Origin of the sequence: Reyranella sp. (assembly GCF_965249915.1) — a bacterium.
Taxonomy (GTDB): Bacteria; Pseudomonadota; Alphaproteobacteria; order Reyranellales; family Reyranellaceae; genus Reyranella.
On sequence record NZ_OZ252257.1, the window covers coordinates 803,242 to 828,468 of the forward strand.

The following is a 25,227-nucleotide window of genomic DNA, read 5'->3' on the forward strand; positions in this document are numbered from 1 at the left end:
CAACCCTCTGCAGGAAACCCATGATGCACGCCCAACGCCCCACCTGGTGCGAGATCGACCTCTCGGCCATCAGGCACAATCTCGCCACGCTGGGCGACATGGTCGGTCCCGAGGTCGGAGTGTTCGTCTGCGTCAAGGGCGACGCCAGCGGCTGCGGCGACATCGAGGTGGCCCGCACGGCCGAACAAGCCGGCGCCGCCGGCGCAGCCTTCGGCAACCTCGATCGTGCGATGGCCGCGCGTCAGGCGGGCGTGCGCCTGCCGATCCTGCTCTATCCGACCTGCCTGCCGGATACCGCGCCGGCGCTGGAGGAGCACAATTTTATGCCCACGCTCTCGACGCTCGAGGACGTGGCGGCATGGTCGTCCCACGCCAAGTCGCTGAAGGTATTCCTGAAGCTCGACGGCGGCGGGTTCCGCGCCGGTGCCTTTCCCCATCACGCGCCGGCCGTGGCGCGGGCTATTGCCGACAGCAAGACGCTCGAACTGGCCGGCGCCTACGGCCACCCCATGGCGTCCTATGGCCCGGTCGATCCCGTCTATACCGACGCGCAGGTCAATTCCTGCATCGACGCGCTGAAGCGTATCGAAGCCGCCGGCATCGACGTTCCCGTCCGCATGGTCTCCAGCTCGGCCATTATCCTCAGCCATCCCGACGCCGACCTGAATGCCGTCGATCCGGGACGCCTCGCGATCGGGCAGAGCTTTCCCGCGGCGGCCGGACGCGAGCGCGTCTGGCGCCATGCGCTGGTGGGCCTGCGCAGCCATCTCGTGATGGTGAAGTCGCTCGACGATATCGGCGACGTCATGCCCGCGCCGTTCCTGCCGCGCCGGCCCGGCATGAAGATCGGGCTTGTCCCCTATGGCTGGTCCGACGGTTATCCGCGCAAGATCCCCGAAAATGCCACGGCGTTGCTGCACGGCAAGCGCGTGCGCCTGCTGGGCCCGACGCATTCGGAAATGCTGCGTGTCGACCTGACCGACGTGCCCGAAGCCAGGTTGGGAGACGAGGTCGTTTTTCTCGGACGCCAGGGCGCCGACGAGATCGGCCTCGATGAGCTGGCGGGGCAATGGAAGGTCGGCGTTTCCGACCTGTACGGCGCCATCGGCAAGTCCGTGCGGCGCCACTACTTGCGGTAGGTCGGCCGGCGCTCTGCGGCGTTACGGCGGGCTGATCGTCCCGACGTCAGGCAGAAGAAAATCGGGAAGCCTGTCAGGCCTGTATCGCCGCGGACGATTCTGCCGGAAGGCAAGGCGGTCTTCCGAGAAGAGAGGGAACAGCGGTACGAAGAAAGATCCGAACGAAAACTCTGACTGGCAACCTTCCCACAAGCACCAACCGATGAAACGTCGCCAGTTCCACCCGCCGCGAAACTTGATGCGGCGCCGGCCTGGTACGAGACGCTGGTGCAATATCCGTACGAAATCGCGATAGAGATACCGGCCTGCCATGTTGCTCGACAATATGATGCTTTGGCGATCGGCCATCCTCAGTTCGCAGAAGAAGACGGTGAAGACATCACCGCGCGAGAAAAGACCCGTTTGCCCCGTCGTCTCGCAAAAAAGCCGGACCTCACGGATCCGGCTGAAGGGCAGGGTGGCCGATCGGCCGCCCTCGTTCACGAAGCACAAGCCGTCGGCGGTGATCTCGATATCGACATCACCGCCGGGCTCGTTGATCAGGAACGGATGGCGCAGGGCCTAACCGCTTACTGCACGACCTCGAACAGGCCGGCGGCGCCCATGCCGCCGCCGATGCACATGGTCACGACGACGTTCTTGGCCTTGCGGCGACGGCCCTCGATCAGGGCGTGGCCAGTGCAGCGCGCGCCGGTCATGCCGAACGGATGGCCGATCGAGATCGAGCCGCCATTGACGTTCAGCTTCTCGTTGGGGATGCCGAGCTTGTCGCGGCAGTAGAGCACCTGCACCGCGAAGGCCTCGTTCAGCTCCCACAGGTCGATGTCGTCCATCTTGAGGCCGAACCGCTTCAGCAGCTTCGGGATCGCGTAGACCGGGCCGATACCCATTTCGTCGGGCTCGCAGCCGGCCACGACCAGGCCCTTGTAGATGCCGAGCGGCTTCAGACCGCGCTTGGCGGCTTCGGCATCGCTCATGATGACCGCGGCCGAGGCGCCGTCCGAGAGCTGGCTGGCGTTGCCGGCGGTGATCCACTTGTCGGGACCGGCGACCGGCTGCAGCTTGGCCAGGCCCTCGAGGGTCGTCTCGGGACGGTTGCCCTCGTCCTTGGTGAGCTTCACCGTCTTGCGGGTAGTCTCGTTGGTGTTCTTGTCGATGACCAGCATCGTGGTCTCCATCGGCACGATCTCGTCGTCGAACTTGCCGGCTTGCTGGCCCGCCGCCGTACGAAGCTGGCTCTGCAGCGAGTATTCGTCCTGCGCCTCGCGGCTGATGCCGTAGCGGGCGGCGACCGTGTCGGCCGTCGTGATCATGGCGTGGTAGATGCCCGGCACGTGCTCCTGCACCCACGGGTTCACCAGGCGGTTCTTGTTGCCGCCCGGGGGACCCTGGACCAGCGACACCGACTCGAGGCCGCCGGCGATCATCACCGGCACCTTGTCGACCAGCACGCGCTGGGCGGCCATCGAGATGGTCTGCAGGCCCGACGAGCAGAAGCGGTTGACGGTCACGCCCGAGACACTGACCGGCGCGCCGGCGCGGATCGCCGAGACGCGCGCGACGTTGGAGCCCGTGGTGCCTTCCGGCGCGGCGCAGCCCAGGATCACGTCCTCGACTTCGGCCAGGTCGACCTTGGCGCGCTCGGCGGCGTGCTTGATCACGTGCGCGCCCAGGTCGGCGCCGTGCGTGTCGTTGAAGATGCCGCGGAATGCCTTGCCGATCGGCGTGCGGGCGGTGGAGACGATTACTGCATCAGCCATTTTTCTTTCCTCCTCGATTGCCGCCCGGATGGCACGGCACTGACTTCCGATAATTGTCATCCCGAGGCCGAAGGCCGAGGGACCTTTACTGTTCCGGAAAGGTCCCTCGCTGCGCTCGGAATGACAGCGTGCTTAAACTCAGACGCTAGAGAACTTCTTGCCTTCCTGCACCAGCTTCTTGAGCAGCGGAGCCGGCTCCCAGAACGGGTCGCCGGAGAGGTCGCGGTACTTCACCAGCGCGTCGTGGATGGTCTTGAGGCCGACGACGTTGTCGGCCCACCACATCGGGCCGCCGCGATAGACCGGCCAGCCGTAGCCGTTGACCCAGATCACGTCGATGTCGAGCGAGCGCTGGGCCATGCCTTCCTCGAGGATCTTGGCGCCCTCGTTCACCATCGGGTAGAGCGCGCGCTCCAGGATCTCCTGGTCGGAGATGGCACGGCGCGTGATTCCGAGCTTCTTCGAGGTCTCCTCGATGATCTTCTCGACCTCGGGATCGGGGATCGGCGTGCGGTCGGGCAGATTGTACTTGTAGTAGCCCGCGCCGGTCTTCTGGCCGAAGCGGCCCAGCTCGCAGATCGCGTCGGCGACGTAGCCGGTGTAGCGCACGTTGCGCTTTTCCTTCTCCTTCTTGCCCTGGCGGATGCGCCAGCCCACGTCGTTGCCGGCGAGGTCGCTCATGGCGAAGGGGCCCATCGGGAAGCCGTAGTCGTAGATCACCTTGTCGATCTGCTGGGGAAGGGCGCCTTCCTCCATCATGTAGGCCGACTGCACGCCGCGCATGCGCAGCATGCGATTGCCGACGAAGCCCTCGCAGACGCCGACCAGGACCGGGATCTTGCCGATCTTCTTGGAGAACGACATGACCGTGGCGATGACGTCCTTCTCGGTCGCCTTGCCGCGCACATTCTCCAGCAGCTTCATGACGTTGGCCGGCGAGAAGAAGTGCATGCCGATCACGTCGCCGGGCCGCTTGGTGTAGGAGGCGATCTGGTTGACGTCGAGGCCGGAGGTGTTGGTGGCCAGGATGGCGCCCGGCTTGGCGACCTCGTCGAGCTTCTTGAAGACGGCTTCCTTGACTTCCATCGTCTCGAACACCGCCTCGATGATGACGTCGGCATCCTTGAGGGCGTTGTAGTCGAGCGTCGGCGTGATTAGCGCCATGCGCTTCTCGACGTCCTCGGCCTTCATGCCGCCGCGCTTGGCCGTGTTCTCGTAGTTGGTCCGGATCGTCTTGAGGCCTCGGTCGAGTGCTTCCTGGCTGGTCTCGAGCATCGTGACCGGAACGCCCGCGTTGGCGAAGTTCATGGCGATGCCGCCGCCCATCGTGCCGGCGCCGATGATGCCGCCGCTCTTGATCTCACGCTGCGGCGTGTCGGCCGGCACGTCCTTGACCTTGGCGGCCTCGCGCTCGGCGAAGAAGTAATAGCGCTGGGCGGCCGATTCCTGCGAGGTCAGCAGTTCGGTGAACAGCTCGCGCTCGCGCTTCATGCCCTCGTCGAACGGCAGCTCGACGGCGGCCTGAACGCACTTGATGATGTTCCACGGCGCCTTGAAGCCGCGCGCCTTGCGGGCGATCGACTTCTCGGTCTCGGTGAACAGCTCGGGCGACTCGAGCGTTACGGTGAGGTCGCGGACGCGGCGCAGCGGCGCCTTCTGCGCCAGCAGCATCTCGGTGTGGGCGATCGCGCCCTTCAAGAGGTCGCCCTCGACGATGGCATCGACGATGCCCTTGCTCTTGGCCTCGGCGGCCGGGATGTGACGGCCCGACAGGATGGCGTCGAGCGCGTACTTGGCGCCGGTGAGGCGCGGCAGGCGCTGGGTGCCGCCGGCGCCCGGCAGAAGGCCGAGATGCACTTCCGGCAGGCCCATGCGCGTGGTCGGCAGAGAGACGCGATAGTGCGCGCCCAGCGCCGTCTCGAGGCCGCCGCCCAGCGGCGTGCCGTGCAGCGCGGCCACGATCAGCTTGGGCGAGTTCTCCATGGTCGCGATGACGTCGTTCAGGTTCGGGCCCGACGGCGGCTTGCCGAATTCGCGGATGTCGGCACCGGCGATGAAGGTGCGGCCGCCGCCGATCAGCACGATGGCATCGACATTCGAATCCCGGCCGAACGCCTCGACGCCGTCCTTGATGCCGGCGCGCACCGCCGCGGCCAGTGCATTCACTGGCGGATTGTTGATGGTGAGGATTCCGATGCGCCCCTCTGTGGAGCGTATGACAGCGTCGGACATGGACGTTCTTCCCTGAGTGAGACCCGTAACGGACGGGTGGTCTTAGCAAGCTCTGGCTGCCCCGCCCAGCGGCCTTGCGTTTCGCCTTGCGGAGATAGGTGCAGTTACACAGCCTAGTTCCTGACAAAGTCAGACGCTATGCATCGCCCCCTAAAAACGAAACAGGGAGGCTATGAAAAAATGACCAAAGCAACGACCACCCGTCGCGGCCTGCTGCGGGCCAGTGCCGGCGCCAGCCTGATCGTCGGCGCGCCGTCGATCGTGCGTGCACAAGGTGCCGCTTGGCCCAACAAGCCGATCACCATCGTCGTGAACTTTCCCGCGGGCGGCCTTACCGACGGCATCGCCCGCGCCTTCGGCCAGTCGGTCAGCCAGGCGACGGGGCAGCAGGTCATCGTCGACAACAAGCCCGGCGCCAGCGGCAACATCGGCGCGGCGCTGGTCGCCCGCGCGCCGGCCGACGGCTACACGTTCCTGCACTCGGTCTCGAGTACGCTCATCCAGAACCGGGTGATGTTCAAGACGCTGGGCTTCGATCCGGACAAGGACCTCACCGTCGTCTCGGGCACGTCCTCGGGCGTGCTGCCGGTCGTCGTCCACAAGTCGCTGCCGGCCGAGGTCAAGGATCTGAAGTCTTTCATCGCATACGCCAAGACCAACAAGGTGAACTTCGGCTCGTGGGCGCTCGGCTCCTCGGCGCACATCTTTGCCCAGACGCTGAACGAGAAGTACGGGCTCGAGATCGAGATCGTGACCTACAAGGGCGAGGCGCCGATGTGGCAGGACATGGGCGCGGGCCAGTTGCAGGCCGCGATGGGCAGCCCGCAGGCGATGAACGCGCTGATCGTGAAGGGCGATGTCCGCGGAATTGTCGCGCCGTCGAAGGTGCGTGCGCGCGCGTTTCCCGACGTGCCGACCTCGCAGGAGCAGGGTTTCGACAACGACGCCCTGACTGTGTCGGGTTGGCTGGCGCTCGCCGCGCCCGCGGCAACGCCGAAGGACATCGTGAAGCGGATGTCCGACCTGTGGGTCGCTGCAGCCGATTCGGATCCCGGCAAGAAGATGATGGACAGCTTCGCCCTCGTGGAGAAGCCGATGCCCCACGAGGAAGTCATGGCGGATTATGAGCGCCTGAAGAAGACCCTCATCCCGCGCATCGTCGCGCTGGGCATCCAGCCGGTCTGACGATCTTCGAAACTCACCTCCCCCGTCACACGGGGGAGGTGAGAATGACGGCCCTCAGGCGGAGACCCGCGTCAGGGTCTCGTCGAACCAGCGCGCGAGGCCGGTCATGCGGGCGTCCTCGTGTCGCTGGCCCATCAGCTGCAGGCCGACCGGCATGCCGCCGACGCTCATCAGCGGCACGGTGACGACCGGCGCGAACAGCATCGAGCTGGGCGCGTTGAACACGAAGTCGCCGGTCGGACGCGGCGCCAGGGGCTGGCCCGGCACGTCGCCCGACCAGACCGGTGCGGGGCCGGGGCAGGCGAGCGTGATCGCCGCGTCGGCGAGTGGTGCCAGGGTGGCGTGCAGGCGCTGGGCGGTCTCGCGGGCCAGCAGGGCCATGCGATAGTCGTCGAGCGTCATCGCCTCGGCCTTGGCGAGCCCCGCCTTCGTGCGTTCGCTGACGCCGGCGGGATTGTTGTCGACGATGCCGCGCTGGCCCCAGCGATTCTCCCAGCCCGTCACGCCGCCGCAGATGGCACGGCCGTTGGCGATCGACTTCTCCAGCGCCTCGACCCAGGGATGGTCCTTGCGGAAGATCAGCTCGACGCCGGCATCGCGGAGCTGCTTCAGCACGCCGTCGAAGGCGGCCTTGGTCGCGTCGTCGACCTCCACCCAGCCCTCGGTCTCCAGCACGACGAGGCGGTTGGGCTTCACGCCGGCGGGCAGGGTAGAAGGTCCCATCAGGCCGACCTCGCCGCGATCGCCGCCGGCGCGCCGCGCGATTTCGATGGCGACCTGCCACATGTCCTGCAGGGAGTTGGCATGCGGACCGTGCGTGCTCTGGCTGGTGGCCTGGCGCTCGCCACGATTGATGCCGCCCTGCGTCGGCTTCAGTGCGAAGTTTCCGCAATAGGCGGCGGGGCGGATGATCGAACCGCCGACCTGCGTGCCGATGGCGGCGGGCACCATGTTGGCACCCACGGCGGCGGCTGACCCGGAGGAGGAGCCGCCCGGCGTGCGCGTCGCATCGAACGGGTTGGTCGTGGCGCCGGGATGCGAGCCGCCCAGCTCGGCAGTCACCGCCTTGGCCAGGATCACCGCCCCGGCGTGGCGCAGCGCCCAGACAGCGGCATTGTCGCGCTTGGGAAAGTTGCCCTTGAAGGCCTCGCAGCCCATCTGGGTCGGCATGTCCTTGGTCTCGAGCAGATCCTTGATGGCGAGCGGCATGCCGTCGATCGACGAGAGCGGCTTGCCAACCTTCCAGCGCGCGGTGCTGGCATCGGCGGCTTCGCGGGCGCCGGCCTCGTTGATGGCTGTGAAAGCCTTCACCACAGGCTCGCGCGCCGCCACCGTCTCGAGGCAGCGCTCGAGATAGGCACGCGGCGTGTCGCTGCCCTCGGCAAAGCGCTTCGTGGCGTCGTGGAAGGTAAGCGGCTTGAAATCACTGTACGCGGTCATCGTCGGTCGGTCCCCTATGGAAGGGAGAGACCCTATCACGACGCGTCAGCGGACCCGATAGCGCTCGATCGCATCGGGATCGAAGGTGAAGCCGAGGCCGGGACGGTCGGGCACGGCGATATGGCCGTCCTCGACCGCGATCGCCTCGCGATAGAGCTTCGAGGTCCACGGCATGTATTCCAGCCAGGTGGCGTTGGCGAAGGCGCCGAGCAGGCCGATGCTCTGCTGCGTAAAGAGGTGGTTGGAGATGGCGATGTCGTGCGCCGCTGCGAGATGCGCCACCTTGATGAACTCGCTGACGCCGCCGACGCGGGCGAGATCGGCCATCCAGATATCGGCGGCGCCGTGCGCCAGCATCTCGCGGAAGCCGTAGCGCGTCGCCTCGGTCTCACCGCTGGCGATCGGCGTGTCGAGCGCCGCAGCGACCCGGGCCGAGCCGCGATGATCGTAGGGCGCCACCGGCTCTTCGAACCAGGTGAGGTCGAAATCTTCCAGCTTGCGGCCGAGCCGGATCGCGTGGTCGGCCGTGAAGCCGCGGCTGGCGTCGCACATCAGCGACACGCGCGGGCCGATCGCCTTGCGCACGGCAGCGACCCGCTCGACGTCTTCTTCCACATGCGCCTTGCCGACCCGCATCTTCACGCCGCGAAACCCCTCGGCGACGTAGCCGGCGGCTTCCTTGGCCAGCTCGTCGGGAGTGGCCGACAGCCACAGGCCGGCGCTGGAATAAACCGGAATGCGATCGCGCGCCGCGCCCAGCAGATGGGCGACCGACTGGCCGAGCGCCTTGCCCTTGGCGTCCCACAGCGCGGTGTCGACGCCGGCGAGTCCAAAGATCGTCACGCCCTTGTGGCCGAGGAAGTAGAGCTCGCGCCACATCCGTTCCCAGAAGCGCTCGGCGTAGCGGATGTCTTCGCCGATTAGGGCGGGCTTCAGGCTGTCGACCATCGCCTGCAGCACCGCGATGCGCCGTCCGCCCAGGGTGAACAGGAAACTCTCGCCGGTGACGCCGATGTCGGTGTCGACGAAGATCAATACGGCGCCAATGCGGTCGTTGCTCACGCCGCTCGAGTTGCGGGTTGGCCGGTCGAGCGGCACCTCGACGAGGATTGTCCTGAGATCGGTGACGCGCATGCCTGTCTCACTCCCGTTGGATCATCTCCGTCGACATCGGTTCCGTCACGATAGTGTGTGAGGCGCGCGATGAACCGGCTTTGGGATAGGGGCGTACCACACAACGACAAGGCTGCAAGAGATGTCGCCCTGTCGGGCCGACGGCGAGCGCGCCGGCGTCGGCCTTACTGCTCGAAGAACCCAATCCAACTGGAGAGAATCATGCTCAAGCGTCACACGCTTATCGCAGCCGCCGCCCTGTCCCTGGTTGCCGTCGCGCCGGCCTTTGCCCAGACCACGGCGCCCGCAGCGTCGTCCACCCCGGCAAATCCCATGGTCGGCGGCGCACCGATGTATGCAAACAAGAACATCGTCGAGAATGCGGCCAATTCGAAGGACCATACGACGCTCGTGGCCGCTGTGAAGGCTGCCGGCCTCGTCGAGACGCTGCAGGGTACCGGCCCGTTCACCGTGTTCGCGCCGACCAACGCTGCCTTCGCGAAACTGCCGCCGGGCACGGTCGAGATGCTGGTCAAGCCCGAGAACAAGGCCAAGCTCACGAAGATTCTGACCTGCCATGTCGTTGCGGCCAATGCGATGTCGCCGGCGATCGCCAAGATGATCGCGGACGACAAGGGCACGCATCCCGTCAAGACGGTGGGCGGCTGCGTCCTGCAGGCGAAGATGATGGGCGACAAGATCACGCTCACCGATGAGAACGGCAACGTCGCCACGGTGACGATCGCCGACGTGAAGCAGTCGAACGGCGTGATTCACGTGATCGACACGGTCCTCCTGCCCAAGGGCTGAGGTCCTCTGCTTCGGTGAGGGGCGGCGGGGGTTTTCCCCGCCGCTTCCATTTACGCTAGGGTGTCCCGCATCCATTGGCCGGAACGGTCGTTGTCCGGCCGATCAGGTGTTTTCAGGGGCAGGCCATGACCACCAGGCGACCACGCATCGAGGGCTTCGCGATCATCTCCAGCGAAGGCATGATCGCGGCGTCGGACGGTTCGTTTCCCGAGAAGCTGAAGATTCCCGCCGACCAGAAGTTCTATCAGGATTCGCTCGACCGGGCGGCCGCGGTCGCCAACGGCCGGCACTCCGCGGAAGGTGGACCGAAGGAAGCGGCGCGTCGGCGCATCGTGCTCACCCGCCGCGTCGAGCGCGTGGTTCCCGATCCCGACAACGCCAACGCCATCCTCTGGAATCCGGCCTCGGCGCCGTTCGAGGAAGCGTGGATGAGGCTCAATCTGGAGGACGGAACCCTGGCCGTGGTCGGCGGCACCGACGTGTTCGGCCTGTTCCTCAACATCGGCTACGACGTCTTCTTCCTGACCCGAACCGACGCCAGCGTACCCCATGGCCGGCCCGTCTTTCCGGGCGTTGGCAAGAACGCCACGCCGGAAGAAGTCTTCGCCCGGCACGGCATGGTCCTGCGCGCCACCCGCATGCTCGACCCCGCGACCAACACGCGGCTCGAAGAGTGGGTGCCCAAGGGCTAACGCCTGTCGTCCTGAGTGCAGCGGCGGCTAAAACTCCACCACCAGCCCATCGTGCGCCGCTTCGAGCGCGATCTCCGAACCGCGGCCTAGAAGCTCGGCACTCATGTGGGTGACGATGGTGCGCCGGGCGCCGATCCGGGGCAGGTGATTGACCAGAGTCGTATAGTCGATGTGGTACTTCATCACCTTGTCGAAGAAATATGCCTCGCAGATGAAGAGGTCGGCGTCGCGGGCGGCCGGGATCAGCTCCTCCACCCATTCGGTGTCGCCCGAATAGGTCAGCACCTTGCCCTGCGTCTCGATGCGGAGTGCGTAGGAAGGTGCGCCGCTATAGTGCTTCATCAGGTAGGGCGTGACGGCGAGGCCGTTCACTTCCACGCGGTCGTGGAGTTCGAGCTCGCGGATCTCGAGCGCAAACTTGCGCTGGACCTGGGTCGAGCCCGCGAACATCGCCTCCATCACGGTCATCAGCCTGTCGCGGAAACCAGGAGGTCCCGCCAGCAGGAGCGGGGCGGTGCGGCGGCTGACAAGCTGGGCATCGAGCAGGAAGAAGGGCAGGCCGGCGAAGTGGTCACCGTGCAGGTGGCTCACCAGTACGGTGGAGATCGCATTCGGCTCGACCTGCCATTTGCGGATGGCGACCATGGACGAGGCGCCGCAATCCACCAGCAGGTTGCCGTGGTTGGCACGCTCGACATGGAAACAGGTGTTGAACCGTCCGCCGCTGCCGAAGGCATCGCCGGATCCCAGGAACTGCAGACGCATTCTCAGGGGGCCTGCTCCAGGCTGGAGACGATGTTGGTGAGTGTGGTGCGGCGCATGTCTCGCACCTCGCCCGAATCGAAGCGGCGGGCGCGATGCATGGTGGCCCGGTTGTCCCACATCACCAGGTCGAACGGGCGCCAGACATGGGCATAGACGAACGGACGCTGCGTGGCATGCTCGGTGAGATCGCGCAGGAAGGCGCGCGCCTCGGGCATTGGCCAGCCCTCGATGCCGCCGGCATGGCTCGCGAGATAGAGCGACAGGCGGCCGGAGCCGGGATGGCGGCGCACCAGGCGCTGGCGAACCGGTGCCCATTTCGCGCGTTCGGCTTCGGTGAAATCCTCGAAGCCCAGCATGCCGCGCGAATAGATCTGGCTGTGCAGGCAGATCAGGTCGTGGACCTCGCGCTTGGTCGCTTCGTCGAGCGCGTCGTAGGCGGCACGCATGTCGGCGAACTCGGTGTTGCCACCGGCCAAGGGGATCTTTCGTGCCGACAGGAGCGAGTAGAGCGCCGGCACTTCCTTGAACGAACTGTCGGAATGCCAGAGCTGGTTGCCGAGGCTGAACAGGCGGCGACGATCGTCGCGCGGCAGCACGTTGCCGTTGCGGTCGAGGTTCGAGATGTCGTTGAGGTCCATGCTCATGCGCCGTTCCTCGGGCGGCATGATGTCTCCCGTCGCCTGTTCAAGCGGACCGAGCTGGCGGCTGAAAGCGAGTTGGCTCTCGTCGTCGAACTTCTGCTCGCGAAACACCAGCACGCCGTACTGGTTCATCCCATCGTGGATAAAGGCCACCTCTTCGTCGCTGAGGCGATGGGTGAGGTCGATGCCTGAGACCTCGCCGGCGAAGAACGGGCGGTTCTGCGGATCGATCGGGCGAATGGCTTTGCTCATGGTGGAAGAGGCTAGCGCGCCTGGGACCGGTCGGCGAGGCGCGTGGACTGAAATTTGCTAGTCTGGCTCGCAATGCAGCATGACCCTTCGGCTACGCCGCGCCGCAACATAAGCAAGGCTGAACTGTTTTTCGGATTCCTCAAGATCGGCTTGCTGGGATTCGGCGGTGTCGCACCATGGGCCCGCCATATCATCGTCGAAGAGCGGCGCTGGCTCACGGACCGCGAGTTCGCCGAGATCCTGGGCATCGGGCAGGTGCTGCCAGGACCGAACACGATCAACGCCGCCGTGATCATCGGCGACCGTAACCAGGGGATCGTCGGCGTTCTCCTTTGTCTGCTGGGGCAGATGGCGATGCCGCTTGTCATCGTGGCCGCGCTGGCCGTCGTCTACGAGCAGGTCGCCGGTATCCCCGAGGTCGGGGCGGCGTTGATGGGGGCGGCGGCCGCGTCGGCCGGTCTCGTTCTGGGCACGGCGCTCAAGATGATCCGCAACATAAGGCCGACGCCGCTCTCCTATGCGATCGGCGCGGCGGGCTTCGCGGCGATCGGGCTGCTGCGCTGGCCGCTCGTGCCCGTGGTGCTCGTGCTGGTGCCGACCGCCATCGCCGCGACCTGGTGGGAGCGCCGCAAGTGACGGGCGTGCTGGCCGAGCTGGCACGGACTTTCGCGCTGCTCTCGCTGGTCTCGATCGGCGGCGTGAACGCGCTGCTGCCCGAGATCCACCGCCAGGTCGTCGATATCCATGGCTGGATGACGGACGCGGCGTTCGCAACTGCCTTCGCGATCGCCAATGCCTCGCCGGGTCCCAACGTCATCTTCGTCAGCCTGATCGGCTGGCAGGTCGCGGGTCTGTCGGGCCTGCTGGTGGCGACGCTCGCGCTCCTGATCCCGTCGAGCGCGCTCGCCTATTTCGCCGGCCGGGTCCTGACGCGCTGGTCGCACCGTCCCGCCGTGGCAGTGCTGCGCGACGCGCTGATACCGGTGGCGCTCGGCATGATGCTGGCGTCCGGCCTCTCGATGATGCGAACCGTGGATCGCGATACCGTCACCGTCCTGATCAGCCTCGCCGCCACCGTCTTCGTCTACGCGACACGCCGCAATCCCCTGTGGGCCCTGGGCGGCGGCGCAATCGTCAACGTGGTGGCGTTGCATGTTTTCTGACGGTCCTCCAGAGGTGGTGTGATTGCAGGCGAAGGGCGGCTTGAGCGGCTGCTCTCCAAGAGGGAACTAATACGGGGTCACGGCGAGGTGCCCCAAGGGCCCACTTTAAGAGGAGAGCAGCCATGGAGAGCGTAGCCGGTCTGGACGTTGGGGTGAAGAAGAGCGCGCTTTGTTTGGTGACGAGGGATGCGGCGTCGATGAGGCCGGTGTGTCGTCACCGGACGGCGACGGATCCGTCGTCGATCGGGACCTGGCTGGCCTCGCAAGGTGTGGTCCGGGTCGGGCTGGAGGCGGGAGCGCAGTCGTCGTGGCTGGCCCGCGAGCTTGAGCATCGCGGCTTCGAGGTGACGGTGATGGAAGCGCGCCGTCAGCGGGCCTTCGGAGCCTACAGCAAGGTCAAGACCGACGAACGCGACGCCCGTTTGATCGGCGAGGCGCTTGCGACGGGTCTGTAACACGCGGGTGCATGTTCGGTCGGTGTGGTCGCAGGAGGCGCGGGCGCTGCTGGGGGCGCGCCTGCAGCTGAAGCGCCAGGTCCAGCAGGCGCGGCAGTTCGTGCGCGGTCATCTTCGGGCAATCGGCGTCGAGTTGGGGCAGGTGACCGGCAAGAAGTGGTTGGTGGCGGCGGAAGCGGCCGTGACGGCGCGCGGTGGCGTGCTGGGGCTTTCGCTGACGGCGATGCTGGAGGCCTGCCACGCTCTGGGCAAACAGGTGTCGGTTCTCGACAAGGAGATCCGGCGCCTGGTCCGCCAGGATGCGCCGTGTCGGCGGATGATGACGGCGCCGGGCGTCGGGCTGCTGTCGGCGCTGGCCTTGCGCGCCAGCCTCGACGATGCCGAACGCTTTGGCCGCTCGGCGGAGGTTGGCCCTTATCTCGGCCTGACGCCATCGCGCTGGCAAACCGGCAAGACCGATCACCGAGGGCCCATCACCAAGCAGGGCGACAGCCTCGTTCGGGCCTATCTCTACGAGGCGGCGACCTCGCTACTGGAGCGCCAGAAGCGCGACTGTCCGCTACGCCGCTGGGGCCTTGCGCAACAGGAACGTCTGGGCAAGCGCCGCACCCGGGTCGCGGTGGCGCGCAAGCTGGCGGTGCTGATGCACAGGCTCTGGCGCTCCGGCGAAACCTTCGACTGGAACCGCGGCATGGAGGCCAGCAAGATCCACTGATCAGAGTTCAACCCTTCGGCGGCTCTCCAAAGAGGGTCACCGGTCGAATGGGCTGCGCGAGCGGCCCGCGCTGGAGGGCCCAACCCGTGCTGCGCTCTGTTGAGACCTTCACCGGTCATCACGCTCCTGAGCTCGGACCCTTCCACGCACTTACCATCTTGCTGGCACAGACCGCGTACAGAAGCTTGTAGCCGCAAGCGTGGCCCGTTCGACGATCTTCCTCTTGACCGCAATCACAGAAGCGCAGCGAAGGACCTGACGGAACGATCAGCGGACTCCGTGGCAGGCGGGAGACCTTTCGCTGCGCGCCAGGGCGGAGACTACTCCGCCCGCGATGACAGGGCAGGCTTTGCCTTCGGCAGCTCCGACCATTCACGGAAGAGGCGGCCATTGTGCTGGTCGAAATGCTCGTCGAGAACGGTCGACGACTGGATGCGCTCGACGCGGAAGTTGCGGTAGCCGCTGCGCAGTTCGCACCAGGCGCCGACCAGCGTGACGTCGACATAATAGGCCATTGCGATCGGCCAGATGGTGCGGTTGGTGCGCCGGCCCTTCTCGTCGGCGTAGGCGATGTGGAGCTTGCGGCTGTCGCGGATCGCCGCGCGCACGTCCGCGAGGTCGACGCCACGCGGTTCGACCGTGTCACCGGGCGAGACGTAGAAGGGCGTCGAGGTGAGCTGGCGGCGTAGCGCCTCGGGGAGCACCACCGTCACCTTGGAGAAGACGCTGTCGGCCGCTTCCTGCAGCTTGGGATCGCGCAGGCGGCGGACGAGGCGTGCACCGATGGCAATGGCTTCGACCTCGTCTTCCGTGAACATGAGCGGCGGCAGGTTGAAGCTCTTGCGCAGCACGTAGCCGATCCCGGCGGCGCCATCGATCGGGACGCGGCGGGCCTGCAGGGTCGCGATGTCGCGATAGATGGTGCGTGGCGTCACTTCGAGTTCGGCCGCCAGCGTCGCAGCGGTGACCGGGCCTGTGGCTGTCCGCAAGTGCTGGATGATGTCGAACAGGCGGTCGGAGCGGCGCATCGGGCTCTTTTTATGGGCCTCTTTTACTACTGACACAACGCTGTCAGTAGGCCCTCCCTATGGTGTCCGCATCGCCCAACAGAGGAGAGACCGATGCCCAGAATTGAAATGTCGATGCCGCATGTGCCGGCGCTGTCCGAGTTCGCCCGACGCAACACGGTGCCGACGTCGCCGGTCGTGAGGGCCGGCGACTGGGTCTATGTCTCCGGCCTGCCGCCGGTCAATCCCGAGACCGGCGGCTATGACATCCTGCCGATCGACGCCCAGGCGCGGCGGGTGCTCGATCATCTGAAGTCGTGCCTGGAGGCGGCGGGCTCGGCGCTGGACCGGGTGGTGAAGTGCAACGTCTACTGCTCGAACCCGGCCTACTTCGCCGCCATCAACACGGTCTATGCCGAGTATTTCGGAGACCACAAGCCCGCGCGTGTCTTCGTGTGCACGGCAGGCTGGTTCGGGCCCTTCGATCTCGAGATCGACTGTGTCGCCCTCGCAAACTAGGCAGGCTTTCGTCGGCACGGCGCTGCTTGCGGCCTCGGCCGTCGCCTATTCGAGCGCCGGCTTCTATACGCGGCTGATAGACCTCGACGCCTGGACGATGTTGTTCTGGCGCGGCGTCTTCGGCGGCCTGTTCTTGACAGGCATGTTGCTGTGGCGGGTGCAGGGGCGTGTCGGGCGAGCGGTCCGAGCCATCGGCCGCGACGGCGTCGCGATCGCGCTGTGCTCGGCGCTGGCGACCGTGTGCTTCCTGAACGCGTTGCGCCTCTCGACGGTGGCCGACGTCCTTGTGATCGATGCGACAATCCCGTTCGTGACGGCCGGCATCGCCTGGCTGGTGATCGGTGAACGCGAGGATCGGGTGACGCTCGCCGCCACGGTCGCCGCGGTCGTGGGCGTCGCGGTGATGATGGGCGCCGCCGGGTCGGGTGGACGTCTGTCGGGAAACCTGCTGGCCGTCGGCATGGCCGTACTGATGTCGGTCGTGCTGGTGCTGATCCGGCGCAATCCCGGTATCAGCATGCTGCCGGCCGTCGGCCTCTCGGCCTTCCTCTGCGCGGCGATCGTGCTGCCCTTCGCGCAGCCGCAGTCGGTGAGCGGGCAGGAGCTTCTGCTGCTCGCTCTGTTCGGCATGAGCCAGTTCGGGCTCGGTCTGCTGTTGCTGGCCCTGGGGACGCCGCTGGTGTCGGCGACACGCGGCGCCGTGATCGGCGTGCTGCAGACGCCGCTCGGCACGCTCTGGGTCTGGCTGGCCTTCGGCGAGCAGCCCGGCTGGACGACCATCGCGGGAGGCACGATCGTGGTTGCGGCGGTGGTTTGCGACATCGCGATTCGCCGTCCACAGAAGGAAATAACGTAACGATTCGCGCGGGTTGACGTCAGGGTCGGCGCTTCTTACATTTGAACAGTTATTCAAATGTCCAAAGCAAAGAAAACCCTCCTGTCCGACGACCATGCCGTGGCGCTGGCGGACCTGTTCCGGCTGCTGGGCGATCCGACCCGGCTGAAGATCGTGGTTTCCTGCCTGCGCACGCCGCTCGCGGTGTCGGACATCGCCGAGCGGCTCGGCCTCTCGGTTTCGCTGGTCAGCCATCATCTGCGGCTGCTGAAGGGCGCGCGTCTGGTACGGGCCGACCGGCAGGGCAAGCAGGTCTACTACGAGGCCGACGACCTCCATGTTCGCCGCATGGTCGAGGACATGGTCAACCACATCGCGGAGCACTGACATGAGCGCGAGTTGCCACTCTCATTCGCACGGTCCGGGGCACAGTCACGACCACGGCGCCGCCGCAGCTTCCTCGCCCGCCTACCGCCGCATCCTGTGGATCGCGCTGGCGGTGAACCTCGCGATGTTCGCGATCGAGATCAGTGCGGGCGTTGCCGCGCAGTCGGTCTCGCTGCTGGCCGACTCGCTCGACTTCCTGGGCGACGCCGGCAATTACGGCATTAGCCTGTTCGTGCTGGGCATGGCGATCCAGTGGCGGGCCCGCGCCTCGCTGCTGAAGGCCGCCAGCATGGGCGCTTTCGGCCTGTGGATCGCCATCACCACGATCAATCACGCACTGGCCGGCACTGTCCCGGCGGCGCCGGTGATGGGCGTGGTCGGTGCGCTGGCGCTGGCCGCCAACTTCGGCGTGGCGCTGCTGCTCTATCGTTGGCGCGAGGGCGACAGCAACATGCGCTCGGTGTGGATCTGCACGCGCAACGACGCGATCGGCAACGTGGCCGTGCTGGCCGCTGCCGCGGGCGTGTTCGGCTCGGGGAGCGGCTGGCCGGACTATGTCGTCGCCGCGATCATGTCCGGCCTCGCCCTGGTCGGCGCCTTCCAGGTGACGCGCCATGCGATTGCAGAGCTGCGTCAGTCCCGGGAGACCCCACCCGAAACCAAGGCTCACGCAGTCGGGAGCTTGTAGTCCTCGAACTGCTTGCGCAGCGCCGTCTTCAGGATCTTGCCGGTGGCGCCGTGCGGGATCGCCTCGATGAACTGCACGTCGTCGGGCATCCACCATTTGGCGATCTTGCCGTCGAGGAACTTGAGGACGTCGCCCTTCTCGAGCGACGCGTCCGGACGGCGGACGACGATGAGGAGAGGGCGCTCGTCCCACTTGGGATGAGCGACCCCGATCACCGCGGCCTCGGCCACGCCGGGGCAGCCCATGGCGGCATTCTCGAGGTCGATCGAGCTGATCCACTCACCGCCCGACTTGATCACGTCCTTCGAGCGGTCGGTGATGACCACCGAGCCGTCGCTCTCGATCTTGCAGACGTCGCCGGTGTGGAACCAGTCGTTCTCGAGGAACTGGCTCTTGCCGTCGCCCTTCATGTAGCCCTTCACGATCCACGGACCGCGCACGACCATGTTGCCCGAGACGCTGCCATCCAGCGGCAGGTCGTTGCCGGCATCGTCGATGATCTTCATCTCGCAGCCGAACACCGGGCGGCCCTGCTTGGCGGTGATGGCGAAGCGCTCGGCGTCGGGCAGGTACCGCTCGCCCCTGTTGAAGCGGGTAAGGGTGCCGAGCGGGCTCATCTCGGTCATGCCCCAGCCCTGCGCGACCTCTACTTCATGCTCCTTCCAGAAGCGCTCGATCATGGCGTAGGGAACGGCCGAGCCGCCGATCAGGGTGCGCTTCACCGACGACATCTTGAGCTTGTTCTGCTGGCAGTAGTCGAGCAGGGCCAGCCACACGGTCGGCACGCCGGCCGACAGGGTCACCTGCTCCTTGTCCAGCAGCTCGTAGATGCTCGCGCCGTCGAGCTTGAAGCCCGGGAACACCAGCTTGGTGCCGCAGAAGGGGCCGGCATAGACGAGGCCCCAGGCATTGGCGTGGAACATCGGCACCACGGGAAGAATGGTGGTGTCGGGATCGAGCGCAAGCACCGGGCCCGAGCACATCATCATCGAATGGATCATCGTTGATCGGTGCGAGTAGAGCACGCCCTTCGGATTGCCCGTGGTGCCTGACGTGTAGCAGAGCGAGGAGGCGGTCTTCTCGTCGAACTCCGGCCAGGTGAGCGTGCCCGGCTTGTCGGCGATCAGCTCCTCATAACAGAGGAGGTTCGGGATCTTCGCCGAGGTTGGCATGTGGGCGCGGTCGGTCATGACGACGACATGCTTCACGGTCTTGAGCTGGTCCCAGACGCCCTCGACGATCGGCATAAGATTCAGGTCGACGAAGAGGATCTGGTCCTCGGCATGGTTGGCGATATAGGCCACATGCTCGGGCGCCAGGCGCGGGTTCAGCGTGTGCAGGACCGCGCCGATGCCGGAAATGCCGAAATAGAGTTCGAAATGGCGGTAGGTGTTCCAGGCGATGGTGCCGACCCGGTCGCCCAGCTTGATGCCGAGCCCCTGCAGGGCTTCGGCGAGCTGCTTGGCGCGCTTGTGCGCGTCCTTGTAGCCGTATCGATGGATCGGCCCCTCGACGGTTCGCGTCACGATCTCGACTTCGGGATAGGCGGCGGCTGCATAGTCGATGATCTGCGAGATCAGCAGCGGACGGTCTTGCATCAAACCCAGCATGGCGTTTCCTCTCTTACGCGCGCCGCTCGATATGTAGGCTTCTTAGTGTCAGGAGCGGCTTGATGTCCGGTTCTAGACCGAGTCCTTGCCCGCCGGGAAGGCTGACGCGGCCGTCACGGACCGAAAAAACATCCTGCAGGATGCCTTCGCGCAGAGGATTGGGGTTGGCGTCGACTTCAAGCAGGCCGGGGCCGCGCGCCGCCGCCAGCAGGTGCAGCGAGTGGAGGAGGCCGATGCCGCCGCCCAGGAAATGCGGGCAGAAGGTGCGGCCGGCCGCGAGGGCGGCGCGGGCGACCGGCAGGCAGCCCGAATGGCCGCCCCACTTGGCGGCATCGGGCTGGATCACGCCGAACAGACCGCTGTCGATCATCTCCTGGAACGGCCCGGCGCCGCGCACATTTTCGCCGCCGGCCAGCCGGGTCGGCGCCACGGCGGCGACCTGCGTCCATTCCGACAGCGGCCGGTCGGCCATCAGCGGCTCCTCGATCCAGTCCAGCCCGAACTCGGCGAGACGGGGCGCCATCGCATAGGCAGTGCGCAGGTCCCAGCCCTGGTTGGCGTCGACCATCAGCCGCTCGCCTTCCAGCAACTCGGCAGCGACAGGGCGCAGCGAGCCGAGGTCGGCCTCCTCGCCGAATCCGACCTTGATCTTGAAGGCGCGATAACCGGCAGCGCGCATGCGGCCCACCGTGTCGTAGGCCGCGCGACCGGGGTTGAGGCCCGATGCATAGACGGGGACGGGCGTATCATCGGTGCCGCCGAGCGCCCGCCACAGCGGCAGGCCGCGCTTGCGAGCGCGCAGGTCGTGGATCGCCAGGTCGAGGCCGGCTGCCGCGGCGGAGAGCGCGCCGGCATCGCCGCTTTGGACTCTCAGCACATGCAGCGCCCGGTCGATCTCGCCCCACAGGCCGACTGGATCGTCGAGCGATCTGCCGAACGCGCGCGGCGCCACGATGTCGGCGAACAGCAGCGCACGATGTTCGGCGGCGGCGTTGGGAAAGTTGCACCAGATCTCGCCCCAGCCTCGCGCGCCGTCGGAATCCTCGACCCTCACGAACACGGCGGCGCGTTCGGTCATGGTGCCGAAGGAGGTGCGGACGGGCTCCGCGATGGGGGTGCGGAAGACGTGGGCTTCGACGCGGGCGAGGGTCGCCGCGCTCATGTGCGGGTATTCATTCGAGCTTGATGTCCTTCTCGACGATGATCTTGCCGTAGCGGGCGCGGTCGGTGTCGATCAGCGCCTTGAACTCGGCCGGCGTGCTGCCGACGGGAAGCGCGCCCTGGTCGATGAACTGCTGGCGCGTCGCCGGCTCGGCGAGGACAGCCTTCACGTCGGCCGCGATCTTATCGACCACCGGTTGCGGCGTGCCGCCGGGCGCCAGCAGGCCGATCCACGAGATCGAGTTGTAGCCGGGCAGGCCGGTCTCGGCGGCGGTCGGCACGTCGGGCAACGCGGGCGAGCGCTTGTCGCTGGTGACGGCGATGGCTTTCAGCTTGCCCGATTTGATCTGGCCGCTGGTTTCCAGAACCGTCGCGAACGACATGGTGACATGGCCGCCGATCAGGTCCTGGATCGCCGGCCCGCCGCCTTTGTAGGGCACGTGCGTCAGCTTGAGTCCGGCCTGGTTCTCGAACAGCGCGGCGGCGAGGTGCATCGAGCTGCCGTTGCCGGAGGTCGAGTAGGTGAAGTCTCCCGGCTTGGCCTTGGCGGCCGCGATCAGCTCCGCCGTGCTCTTTGCCGCCGTCGAGGGATTGACGACCAGGACCAGCGGCAGTTCGGCCACCAGCGTGATCGGCGTGAAGGCGGTATCGGCGTTATAGGGCAGCTTCTTGTAGAGCGACGGGTTGATCGATTGCGTGCCGATATTGCCCATGACGATCGTGTAGCCGTCGGGCTTTGCCTTGGAGGCGATCTCGAGGCCCACGATGCCCGCAGCGCCCGGCTTGTTGTCGACGATGACCTGCTGGCCCCATTTCTCCGAAAGCTTCTGCGCGAGAAGACGCGAGCCCGTGTCGGTGCCGCCGCCGGGCGGGAAGGGCACGATCATCGTGACGGGCTGCTGCGGGAAGGACTGCGCGTTTGCGGCCAACGCCGCCGAAAGCGCGAGTCCGGCGGCGATCAGGCGGCCGATCCAGATGTGTCGCATGTTCCTCCCGAGCCCCGGCTTTCTGCCGGTGGCGCGGGAAGTCTATTCGGTCGGTTCGCTGAACGTAAGCCTGTTGGCAAAAGGATCGCCGACGGTGACCGTGCGTGCGCCCCAGGGCTGGGTCTCAAGACCCGGCCGGGCGTAGCGATACTTCCTTTCCGTGAGTTCGCGATGGAAAGCGGCGATGCCTTGGGTCTGGATCGTTATGTGCGACCCCGGCGCGCCATCGCCGTGATGCTCGCTGAGATGGAGCATAACACCGGCGCGCGAGACCTGCGCGTAAAGCGGCGCATTGTCGTCGAAGCGGTGCTCCCAGTCCCAGGCGAAGCCCAGGAAATCGAGGTAAAACTCCTTGGCCTTGGCGACATCGAAGATGCGCAGGATCGGGATCACCGGTCCGAACTTGATCTCCGAGCTCATTCCGCAGCCTGCTGCGGGGCCTCGTTCAGCACGTCGTAGTTCCGCTTCAGGTACCAGGTCATGTAATCGCTGTACCAGGTCGTGGGGTACTTCGGCGGCTTGTCGGGACCGACCGTGGTCGGCACGGCGGCGACCGGCCAGTCGATGCCGCTGTCGCAGAAGAAGGGCAGGGCGTAGCGCGCGCCGCTGGTCTTGTTGATGGCGCGGTGTGGCGTCGCCAGGAACAGGTCGTTGGTGTAGCGCTGCAGCATCTGCCCGCCGTTCACGACATAGGCATTGTCGATCGACGGCATGTCGATCCAGCTGCCGCTCTGGCTGCGGATCGACAGGCCCTGCACCTCGTTAGGGGCAAGGAGAGTGAGGAAGCTGGTGTCGGTATGTGGCGCCAGACCGAACTCGTCGTCCACGGGACCGTCCTGCGGCGGATAATGCGTCATGCGCATCGAGAACATCGGCTCGGAGAAGGCGGTGTCGAAATAGTTGGCCGGCAGGTCGAGGGCGCGGGCGTAGAGCCGCACCATCTTCTGCACCAGCCGCTCCATCTCGTTGCAATAGTCGAGGACGGTGTCGCGGAAGCCGGGCAGGTCGGGCCAGCGGTTGAGGCCGCGGAAGCGACGGCCCGACAGCACGTCGGGATGATCCGGCGCCATCTCGCGCTTCACGAAGAAGGCCTCGTTGAGATTGGCCTTGGTGCCGGTCTGGACGGTCGAGGTGCGCAGCGTGTTGCCGCGCATCGGCAGGTAGCCGGTATTGTGCTGGTCGAGTTTCAGCTCAAGCTTCTTCTCGATCGGCTGGTCATGGAAGCGCTTCACCTCGGCGAACATGGCGGCGATCTTCTCGCGTGGAATGCCGTGGTTCACGATGAAGTAGAAGCCGATCTCGGTCAGCGCGAAGCGCAGCTCCCTGGCCGTGCGGTCCATCGCGCCGGGCTCGCCGGCGAGATAGGGGCCCAGGTCGATGACGGGAATCGTTTCGGTGGCCACGGCACGCTCCTCCTCGGGCTCCCTATTTTGCCCGGAACGGACGATAATGCTCCCGCGGCGCCGCGGTCCAGCGTGTGCGGAAGGAATGTCATGATCTTCGGAATTCTGGCCCTGGTGACGGCGGCTCTTTTTGCCGGCGCGGCCTTCTACGTGAGCTTCGCCGAGCACCCGGCCCGCTCCGAACTCGACGACCGCGCGCAGCTTCAGCAATGGAAGCTGTCCTATCGGCGCGGGGCAATCATGCAGGGCACGCTCGCCGCCCTGGGGTTCGTGCTGGGGCTGGTGGCCTGGTGGCAGACGCGCGACGAACTCTGGATCGTCGGCGCGATCATGCTGGGCTCGAACTGGGCCTACACGGCCCTGATGATCCTGCCCGTCAACACCGAGCTGAAGGCAATCGAACTCGACGACGCCGGTGAGGACAGCCACACGCTGCTGCGCCGCTGGGGCAAGCTGCACGTCAAGCGGACGATGCTCGGCGTGGGCGCCACCTTGCTGTTTCTCTGGGCGGCGTTGAGCTGAGATTCGCCACGAGCCTGTTAAATCATGCATCCTGAGCGAAGCGAAGGATCTCACGCGCGCCAGGGAGTTCTTCGGTCCCTCCGCCAGGTCCTTCGCTGCGCTCAGGACGACCATTACGCCGTCGGCAGCTTGTAGTCCTTGAAGTCCTCGCGCAGGCGGGTTTTCAGGATCTTGCCGGTGGCGGTGTGGGGGATAGCGTCGACGAACTGTACATCGTCGGGCAGCCACCATTTGGCGACCTTGGTCGCAAGGAACTCGACCAGTTCCTGCTTGTCGATCTGGGCGTCGGGCTTCCTGTGCACGATCAGCAGCGGGCGCTCGTCCCACTTCGGGTGCGCGACGCCGATCACCGCCGCCTCGGCGACGCCGGGATGCGCCATGGCGGCGTTCTCGAGGTCGATCGAGCTGATCCACTCGCCGCCGGACTTGATCACGTCCTTGGAACGGTCGGTGATCTGCATGTAGCCGTCGGGATCGATGGTGGCGACGTCGCCCGTGGCGAACCAGCCGCCTTCGCGAAGCACCTCGCCGCCTTCACCCTTGAAGTAGCCCGAGGTGATCCAGGGGCCGCGCACCAGCAGGTCGCCGAACGCCTTGCCGTCGCGCGGCAGTTCGTTGCCGGCATCGTCGACGATCATCATCTCGACGCCGTAGGGCGGGCGGCCCTGCTTGAGGCGGACTTCCAGAAGGTCCGCGGCTGAGAAGTCGAGATGCTTCTCCTTGGGATGGTTGACCGTGCCAAGCGGGCTCATCTCGCTCATGCCCCAGGCATGCAGCACCTCGACCCCGAACTCCTTGTCGAAGGTCTCGATCATCGCGGGCGGGGCGGCCGAGCCCCCGATCACGGCGTACTTCACGGTCGAGAGCTTGAGCTTGTTGGCCTTCATGTGGTTCAGCAGCGCGAGCCACACGGTCGGCACGCCGGCGGTGAAGGTGACGCGTTCCTTCTCGAACAGTTCGTGCAGGCTGGCGCCGTCGAGGGCGACACCGGGGAAGACGAGCTTGGCGCCGACCAGGGCCGCCGAATAGGGCAGGCCCCAGGCATTGACGTGGAACATCGGGACCACGGGGAGCACCACAGAGCGGGCCGAGAGGTTCAGCGTGTCGGGCAGGGCCGCGCCGTAGGCGTGCAGGATCGTCGAGCGATGGTGATAGAGCACACCCTTGGGATTGCCCGTCGTGCCCGACGTGTAGCAGAGCGACGAGGCCGTGCGCTCGTCGAACTCCGGCCATTCGTAGGTGCCGGGCTTGTCGGCGATCAGCTCCTCGTAGACCAGCAGGTTGGGGATGTTGCAGTCCTTGGGGAGATGGGCGCGGTCGGTCATCGCCACGACGTGGCGCACGCCCTTCATCTGCGGCAGCAGCTTCTCGACGGCCGGGAGCAGGTTGAGATCGACGAAGAGGAGCTGATCCTCGGCGTGGTTCACGATGTAGACGATCTGCTCGGGGAAGAGCCGCGGGTTGATCGTGTGGCAGACCGCGCCCATGCCGGAGATGCCGTAGTAGAGCTCGAAGTGCCGGTAGCCGTTCCAGGCCAAGGTTCCGATGCGGTCGCCGACCTTGATGCCGAGGTCGAGCAGCGCCTCGGCGACCTTCTTCGCGCGCTTGTTCGCATCGCGATAGGTGTAACGGTGGATCGGGCCTTCCACGGTGCGTGAGACGATCTCGGTGTCGCCGTGGTTGAGGGCGGCATGCTCGATGAGCTGCGAAATCAGAAGCGGGCGATCCTGCATGAGGCCGAGCATCG

At 66.3% G+C, this 25,227-nt stretch carries 27 protein-coding genes; 13 read left to right on the plus strand and 14 right to left on the minus strand.

Annotation, left to right across the window (positions count from 1 at the left end):
• Nucleotides 1-20 precede the first annotated feature (20 nt).
• Nucleotides 21-1,139 (plus strand): alanine racemase, encoded by a 1,119-nt coding sequence (locus ACP15H_RS03920; protein ID WP_425064913.1) that lies wholly within the window; start codon nt 21-23, stop codon nt 1,137-1,139.
• 21 nt (nt 1,140-1,160) lie between these two features.
• Here ACP15H_RS03920 and ACP15H_RS03925 read toward each other — a convergent pair whose 3' ends face one another.
• The 3 genes from ACP15H_RS03925 to ACP15H_RS03935 all read right to left on the minus strand — a co-directional run bounded on the left by ACP15H_RS03925 (nt 1,161) and on the right by ACP15H_RS03935 (nt 5,131).
• On the minus strand, nt 1,161-1,622 hold the full coding sequence (locus ACP15H_RS03925; RefSeq protein ID WP_425064914.1) for a hypothetical protein: 462 nt from the start codon (nt 1,620-1,622) through the stop codon (nt 1,161-1,163).
• Nucleotides 1,623-1,708: 86 nt separating this feature from the next.
• Nucleotides 1,709-2,899, minus strand: a complete 1,191-nt coding sequence (locus ACP15H_RS03930) for an acetyl-CoA C-acyltransferase (protein WP_425064915.1) — start codon at nt 2,897-2,899, stop codon at nt 1,709-1,711.
• Between the two features lie 138 nt (nt 2,900-3,037).
• Nucleotides 3,038-5,131, minus strand: coding sequence for a 3-hydroxyacyl-CoA dehydrogenase NAD-binding domain-containing protein (locus tag ACP15H_RS03935; RefSeq protein ID WP_425064916.1), 2,094 nt, complete (start codon nt 5,129-5,131; stop codon nt 3,038-3,040).
• 180 nt (nt 5,132-5,311) lie between these two features.
• Here ACP15H_RS03935 and ACP15H_RS03940 point away from each other — a divergent pair, with 180 nt between their 5' ends.
• Complete coding sequence (locus tag ACP15H_RS03940; RefSeq protein ID WP_425064917.1) at nt 5,312-6,316, plus strand: Bug family tripartite tricarboxylate transporter substrate binding protein; 1,005 nt, start codon at nt 5,312-5,314, stop codon at nt 6,314-6,316.
• Nucleotides 6,317-6,370: 54 nt separating this feature from the next.
• Here ACP15H_RS03940 and ACP15H_RS03945 read toward each other — a convergent pair whose 3' ends face one another.
• Nucleotides 6,371-7,756 carry an amidase gene (locus tag ACP15H_RS03945; RefSeq protein WP_425064918.1) on the minus strand — a complete coding sequence of 462 codons (1,386 nt, stop codon included), beginning with the start codon at nt 7,754-7,756 and terminating at the stop codon, nt 6,371-6,373.
• A gap of 45 nt (nt 7,757-7,801) precedes the next feature.
• Entirely contained in the window at nt 7,802-8,890 is a 1,089-nt protein-coding gene (locus ACP15H_RS03950; RefSeq protein WP_425064919.1) for a mandelate racemase/muconate lactonizing enzyme family protein, read from the minus strand.
• Between the two features lie 201 nt (nt 8,891-9,091).
• On the opposite strand from ACP15H_RS03950, the gene ACP15H_RS03955 reads away from it, so the two are divergent.
• Together ACP15H_RS03955 and ACP15H_RS03960 are read left to right on the plus strand one after the other, a co-directional pair.
• Nucleotides 9,092-9,679, plus strand: a complete 588-nt coding sequence (locus ACP15H_RS03955) for a fasciclin domain-containing protein (RefSeq protein ID WP_425064920.1) — start codon at nt 9,092-9,094, stop codon at nt 9,677-9,679.
• Between the two features lie 125 nt (nt 9,680-9,804).
• Complete coding sequence (locus ACP15H_RS03960) at nt 9,805-10,371, plus strand: dihydrofolate reductase family protein (RefSeq protein ID WP_425064921.1); 567 nt, start codon at nt 9,805-9,807, stop codon at nt 10,369-10,371.
• A 27-nt stretch (nt 10,372-10,398) separates the two neighbouring features.
• Here ACP15H_RS03960 and ACP15H_RS03965 read toward each other — a convergent pair whose 3' ends face one another.
• Entirely contained in the window at nt 10,399-11,136 is a 738-nt protein-coding gene (locus ACP15H_RS03965; protein WP_425064922.1) for an MBL fold metallo-hydrolase, read from the minus strand.
• 2 nt (nt 11,137-11,138) lie between these two features.
• Nucleotides 11,139-12,029, minus strand: a complete 891-nt coding sequence (locus ACP15H_RS03970; protein WP_425064923.1) for a TauD/TfdA dioxygenase family protein — start codon at nt 12,027-12,029, stop codon at nt 11,139-11,141.
• Nucleotides 12,030-12,101: 72 nt separating this feature from the next.
• On the opposite strand from ACP15H_RS03970, the gene ACP15H_RS03975 reads away from it, so the two are divergent.
• From ACP15H_RS03975 to ACP15H_RS03990, 4 genes are all read left to right on the plus strand, one after another.
• Nucleotides 12,102-12,665 carry a chromate transporter gene (locus tag ACP15H_RS03975; RefSeq protein ID WP_425064924.1) on the plus strand — a complete coding sequence of 188 codons (564 nt, stop codon included), beginning with the start codon at nt 12,102-12,104 and terminating at the stop codon, nt 12,663-12,665.
• Entirely contained in the window at nt 12,662-13,192 is a 531-nt protein-coding gene (locus ACP15H_RS03980; RefSeq protein WP_425064925.1) for a chromate transporter, read from the plus strand. The genes ACP15H_RS03975 and ACP15H_RS03980 overlap by 4 nt, the downstream gene beginning before the upstream one ends.
• 122 nt (nt 13,193-13,314) lie before the next feature.
• Nucleotides 13,315-13,647, plus strand: coding sequence for an IS110 family transposase (locus ACP15H_RS03985; protein WP_425064926.1), 333 nt, complete (start codon nt 13,315-13,317; stop codon nt 13,645-13,647).
• 22 nt (nt 13,648-13,669) lie between these two features.
• Nucleotides 13,670-14,362 (plus strand): IS110 family transposase, encoded by a 693-nt coding sequence (locus tag ACP15H_RS03990; RefSeq protein ID WP_425064927.1) that lies wholly within the window; start codon nt 13,670-13,672, stop codon nt 14,360-14,362.
• Between the two features lie 320 nt (nt 14,363-14,682).
• Here the strand turns inward: ACP15H_RS03990 and ACP15H_RS03995 are convergent, their stop codons facing one another.
• Nucleotides 14,683-15,390 (minus strand): helix-turn-helix transcriptional regulator, encoded by a 708-nt coding sequence (locus ACP15H_RS03995; RefSeq protein WP_425064928.1) that lies wholly within the window; start codon nt 15,388-15,390, stop codon nt 14,683-14,685.
• Nucleotides 15,391-15,483: 93 nt separating this feature from the next.
• Here ACP15H_RS03995 and ACP15H_RS04000 point away from each other — a divergent pair, with 93 nt between their 5' ends.
• Genes ACP15H_RS04000 through ACP15H_RS04015 form a run of 4 tightly spaced genes read left to right on the plus strand, consistent with a single transcriptional unit; the run spans nt 15,484 to nt 17,798 of the window.
• Complete coding sequence (locus ACP15H_RS04000) at nt 15,484-15,888, plus strand: RidA family protein (protein ID WP_425064929.1); 405 nt, start codon at nt 15,484-15,486, stop codon at nt 15,886-15,888.
• Nucleotides 15,869-16,744: a DMT family transporter gene (locus tag ACP15H_RS04005; RefSeq protein WP_425064930.1), complete on the plus strand. Its 876-nt coding sequence runs from the start codon at nt 15,869-15,871 to the stop codon at nt 16,742-16,744. The genes ACP15H_RS04000 and ACP15H_RS04005 overlap by 20 nt, the downstream gene beginning before the upstream one ends.
• 57 nt (nt 16,745-16,801) lie before the next feature.
• Nucleotides 16,802-17,110: an ArsR/SmtB family transcription factor gene (locus tag ACP15H_RS04010; RefSeq protein WP_298314864.1), complete on the plus strand. Its 309-nt coding sequence runs from the start codon at nt 16,802-16,804 to the stop codon at nt 17,108-17,110.
• Between the two features lies 1 nt (nt 17,111).
• A complete protein-coding gene (locus tag ACP15H_RS04015; RefSeq protein WP_425064931.1) occupies nt 17,112-17,798 on the plus strand; it encodes a cation transporter in 687 nt (228 codons plus the stop codon).
• On the opposite strand, the gene ACP15H_RS04020 is transcribed toward ACP15H_RS04015, so the two are convergent.
• Genes ACP15H_RS04020 through ACP15H_RS04040 form a run of 5 tightly spaced genes read right to left on the minus strand, consistent with a single transcriptional unit; the run spans nt 17,777 to nt 22,958 of the window.
• Entirely contained in the window at nt 17,777-19,408 is a 1,632-nt protein-coding gene (locus ACP15H_RS04020; protein WP_425064932.1) for a long-chain-fatty-acid--CoA ligase, read from the minus strand. The genes ACP15H_RS04015 and ACP15H_RS04020 overlap by 22 nt on opposite strands.
• Nucleotides 19,409-19,421: 13 nt before the next feature.
• Nucleotides 19,422-20,570, minus strand: a complete 1,149-nt coding sequence (locus ACP15H_RS04025; protein ID WP_425064933.1) for a mandelate racemase/muconate lactonizing enzyme family protein — start codon at nt 20,568-20,570, stop codon at nt 19,422-19,424.
• A gap of 10 nt (nt 20,571-20,580) precedes the next feature.
• Entirely contained in the window at nt 20,581-21,555 is a 975-nt protein-coding gene (locus tag ACP15H_RS04030) for a Bug family tripartite tricarboxylate transporter substrate binding protein (RefSeq protein ID WP_425064934.1), read from the minus strand.
• Between the two features lie 42 nt (nt 21,556-21,597).
• Nucleotides 21,598-21,975 (minus strand): glyoxalase superfamily protein, encoded by a 378-nt coding sequence (locus tag ACP15H_RS04035; protein WP_425064935.1) that lies wholly within the window; start codon nt 21,973-21,975, stop codon nt 21,598-21,600.
• A complete protein-coding gene (locus ACP15H_RS04040; protein ID WP_425064936.1) occupies nt 21,972-22,958 on the minus strand; it encodes an isopenicillin N synthase family dioxygenase in 987 nt (328 codons plus the stop codon). The genes ACP15H_RS04035 and ACP15H_RS04040 overlap by 4 nt, the downstream gene beginning before the upstream one ends.
• Nucleotides 22,959-23,048: 90 nt before the next feature.
• On the opposite strand from ACP15H_RS04040, the gene ACP15H_RS04045 reads away from it, so the two are divergent.
• Nucleotides 23,049-23,480, plus strand: coding sequence for a DUF1772 domain-containing protein (locus ACP15H_RS04045; protein ID WP_425064937.1), 432 nt, complete (start codon nt 23,049-23,051; stop codon nt 23,478-23,480).
• Nucleotides 23,481-23,593: 113 nt separating this feature from the next.
• On the opposite strand, the gene ACP15H_RS04050 is transcribed toward ACP15H_RS04045, so the two are convergent.
• Entirely contained in the window at nt 23,594-25,225 is a 1,632-nt protein-coding gene (locus tag ACP15H_RS04050) for a 3-(methylthio)propionyl-CoA ligase (RefSeq protein ID WP_425064938.1), read from the minus strand.
• Nucleotides 25,226-25,227 lie beyond the last annotated feature (2 nt).